This window comes from Spiroplasma endosymbiont of Megaselia nigra (genome assembly GCF_003987485.1).
Lineage (GTDB): Bacteria > Bacillota_I > Bacilli_A > Mycoplasmatales > Mycoplasmataceae > Spiroplasma.
Window position 1 is genome coordinate 1 of record NZ_RCOO01000114.1, and the last position, 3,665, is coordinate 3,665.

General features: G+C 27.0%; 7 protein-coding genes. 5 read left to right on the forward strand and 2 right to left on the reverse strand.

Features of this window, described 5'->3' with window-relative positions; all coding sequences use genetic code 4:
• A partial coding sequence (locus D9R21_RS07210) for a hypothetical protein (protein ID WP_158613901.1) occupies positions 1-212 on the forward strand: 212 nt, incomplete at its 5' end.
• A gap of 146 nt (positions 213-358) precedes the next feature.
• Here D9R21_RS07210 and D9R21_RS04945 read toward each other — a convergent pair.
• Entirely contained in the window at positions 359-1,168 is an 810-nt protein-coding gene (locus D9R21_RS04945; protein WP_158613902.1) for a hypothetical protein, read from the reverse strand.
• Positions 1,158-1,289, reverse strand: a complete 132-nt coding sequence (locus D9R21_RS08555) for a hypothetical protein (protein ID WP_255416622.1) — start codon at positions 1,287-1,289, stop codon at positions 1,158-1,160. Before D9R21_RS08555 ends, D9R21_RS04945 begins: the two co-directional genes overlap by 11 nt.
• A 1-nt stretch (position 1,290) precedes the next feature.
• On the opposite strand from D9R21_RS08555, the gene D9R21_RS04950 reads away from it, so the two are divergent.
• From D9R21_RS04950 to D9R21_RS04965, 4 genes are all read left to right on the forward strand, one after another.
• Positions 1,291-1,545: a hypothetical protein gene (locus D9R21_RS04950; RefSeq protein ID WP_126821340.1), complete on the forward strand. Its 255-nt coding sequence runs from the start codon at positions 1,291-1,293 to the stop codon at positions 1,543-1,545.
• 95 nt (positions 1,546-1,640) lie between these two features.
• Positions 1,641-1,991, forward strand: coding sequence for a hypothetical protein (locus tag D9R21_RS04955; protein WP_126821341.1), 351 nt, complete (start codon positions 1,641-1,643; stop codon positions 1,989-1,991).
• 2 nt (positions 1,992-1,993) lie between these two features.
• Complete coding sequence (locus D9R21_RS04960) at positions 1,994-3,232, forward strand: hypothetical protein (protein WP_126821342.1); 1,239 nt, start codon at positions 1,994-1,996, stop codon at positions 3,230-3,232.
• Positions 3,233-3,247: 15 nt separating this feature from the next.
• Positions 3,248-3,532: a hypothetical protein gene (locus tag D9R21_RS04965; protein WP_126821343.1), complete on the forward strand. Its 285-nt coding sequence runs from the start codon at positions 3,248-3,250 to the stop codon at positions 3,530-3,532.
• The last annotated feature ends 133 nt before the right edge of the window (positions 3,533-3,665 follow it).

Genomic DNA, 3,665 nt, shown 5'->3' on the forward strand with positions numbered 1-3,665 from the left:
GCGATGTTTGTTCAATTTCTTTTACTGTATTTTTTCGAAATTCTGCAGTATATGTTTTAAATTTTTGTTCTTTTCCTGCCATTAAAAAATGCACCTCCTCTAAAAGTTTAGTAAAGTTCTTTTTTAATTTTACTTACTTTTTGGGGTGCAGTCTTTCTTTTGATTTTCCAAAAACTTTTGCATTAGCAAACTATATTACAACATCACCATAATTATTTTTGTCTTGTCCTAATGTTGATACTCATTTTGCAACATCATGAGTACCAACCCCAGAACCTATTGAATAATTTGCTACTTGGACATAATCATTATCTTTTATAGTTATTTGACTACCTTCTGGTCATGTTGGTTTTGGTGCTTATGATGGAAATGTTGCACTTGTTCCAGCAAGATTTATTTTTCCACTTGCAATCCGAACATTATTAAATACTTGTTTTTGTGGATTAGGATCATGATCACCAATGTTTAATAATTCTAAAATATCATTTTCTTTAATATAATTTTTAGCAATGTTTCAAGGCAAAAAACTCTTACTCAATCAATATTGAAAAATTGATAAATTTGGTTTTGTTTCAATTGGCATTGATAATAAAGGTACTAGATTGGCATTTTGAATAATAGATTGTGGATAAGAATAAACACCATTAATATTACCTCAGCACTTAATATTTCCAAATAACATAGATTTAGGATATTTAATTTCAATTCCACTAAATACTGTGTCTTCGGGTAATGATTTTTGTAATACTAAATGAATACTATTTTGATTTTTTCATTTAAAATCAGTTACCTTAACTAAATGAGTACTTTTAATAATGTTTACTCCATCAGGTGAATAGGGACGATTATATTCTTCCATAATAAAAGTATTATTTTTATTATCTTCTGTAATTGGTTCATTAATAGAAACTAATTTTAAATCATAAGACTCTAAAAATTCTTTTTCTTTTTTAGAAATTTCATTAAATGCTATATCTTTCTCATCAATCATTACATAAGTTGTAGAGTTATCTTGGGTTGTAGTATTTTGTTGAACTTGTAATTTAAAGTTAAAATTACTTATTTCATAAGCATCAATTTTGATATATTCATCTTTATCAATAAAACCTATTTTAAGACTATTTTGAGAATAGTTTAAAGCAGGTTTTTGAGATGACTTAACCAACATCAAGACCAATTTTTATCTTACTAGGTATTTTCGCTTTTGGTATTGTTGTTGTTAAATCACCGCAACTATTATCATCGCTAATGGGCGTTAATACATCGTTGAGTGATGGTATGGGTAACATAATGGGGTTGAAAGTAGCAACCAGTGCCTTTATGACTGGTGGAGCGTTGACAGTAAGCGGTGTGCGTGCCAGTTATAATTTAAGTAAAAAAACTGCCCGAGGAGTTGGTACAATGCGTGTATATCACGCGGGGGCAAAAGAACACGGTTTTAAAAATATTGCCAAGGCACAATTTAAAAATGCATTCACGAGCGATTATAAAAATCAACAAAACAAAACAAGTGAAAAAATTAATCAATGATTTACTGATAAATAGTTTTTAAATCATCGCCTGTGGCGCATTGAAGGTTATTTTAATGAATAAGATATTAACTCAATGCAATATAAACGATAAGAAAGGAAATATAGTTTATGGAAACAAATAATAAAAAATGAGTAACAGTTAACATTATGGCACGCAGAAAACTAAAACGCGAAACCGAAAAGGCCGTTTTATTTTCTATTCCCAAACATAGGGGCTTGTCGGTGTGAATTAGTAAAAAATGTATTCACGGTTCGCGTAGTGGTAAATCGCTTGCTGTTGGTATCAAAGCCGATGATAAATATATTATCTGATTATATGATAATGACGCTAAAATACATGTCAAAAGTGAAATTTGACAAGGACAGTACTTAATCAATCTTTATCAAGGTGAATGAAATAAAATTCTTGCAGCAATTAAAATCAACCAAGAAGCATTAAATAACATAGGGAGTGAATAATTATGGATGATAACAAAGCACGCATTATCACAAAACGAGCAAGTAAAATTCGTTTTACGATTTCTAATGCTCTTGGTGGTATTGGTAAAGTTGAAATTGCAATTATTGTAATTGATTTTTTAATTACAGCGTTGATATTTTCTTTTCTATTTAAGTATCAAATAATCGCTAGTGTTCTTATTACGATTTTTATGTGATTAACAAGTTTAATTTTAATGTTTCCAACAAAAAACGGAACTAAACTATACAATGTTGTTTGAACAGCATTCGAATATATTTTTGTTAAAAAACAAAATAACGATGTTTTAAAAATTAGCCAAATTCAAAAAATAGAAAATAATACTATTAAATTTAAACATAAAACTAGTATTGTTTATCGTATTGAAGCGGTTGATATATCATTAGATAATCAACAAGAGCGAGATACTCCTATTTATAAATTAGCTAGTATTTTTAAAACAATAGATATTGATTTTGAAATTTGTAAAATTCAAACCCCATATGAATTTAATGAACAAATTAAAAATATTGATAATTTATTAGTCAAAGAAAAAACTGAGTTTAAAAAAACTCAGTTAACAAATTTAAAAAATTGATATTTGAATTTGCAATATAGTAATCAAAAATTAAAAACAGCATACTTTTTAATGATTACTGCTGACAATATTACTTTAATAAATCAAAAATTAAGATATGTTATTAATGAATTTGATAATAACATTAAATTTATTAAAGCAACATTCAAAGAAACAAGTTTATTAGTCCAACGAAATATTATTCCGACGAATAATGTTTTTGATAAACCACATAAAATTAGACAATTTGCTAATTATGTGACAGTTGATAGTAAATTTGTTTCTTATTTAACTGTATCCTTAGGTGCTACTAAATATTTAGATAAGTTTTATTTACAGAAAAAAGATTTACCCAAAACACCTAATGAATGAGTGGTTGTAGATACTAGTGATTTTGTTCAAGGTTCTAAAGGATATAAAATTAAAAATTTTAATAAATCAGAATATTATTATCGTTTATGGTGTTATACAAGTTATGAAGTAGAACTATTTATAATTACTCATATAAATTTTACTGGTCAATTAGCAAGTGGAGTATCGTATGGAAATAATCCGAGTAGTTGAATTACCGTTCAATTATTTCCCGAAGGTGAATTTAAATTATCATCAACATCAAATAGTGTAAAAATTAAAGAATTGTATATTGAAAGAAAAATAAAAAATTAGAAAGGAGATGTTATTATGCCAAAAGTAGAAGTTAAAGATGTAATTATGTTTTTGAAAATACTTGGAGTTTCATCATTGTTTTTTATAGCAGGAATTATTATTTGTTTTTTAGAACCAACTAAATTAGGGATTGCTTGACCTGCATATGTAATTATTGGTGCAATGCTTAATGGTTTTAGGGTAATTGTTTTAATTATTGAAACTATTCGATTTATCAAAACACATAAAAAAGAACAAAACAAAGATAGCATTGAAGATGTTATTAAAAAAGATAAAACAAGACTGCACCCCAAAAAGTAAGTAAAATTAAAAAAGAACTTTACTAAACTTTTAGAGGAGGTGCATTTTTTAATGGCAGGAAAAGAACAAAAATTTAAAACATATACTGCAGAATTTCGAAAAAATACAGTAAAAGAAATTGAACAAACATCGC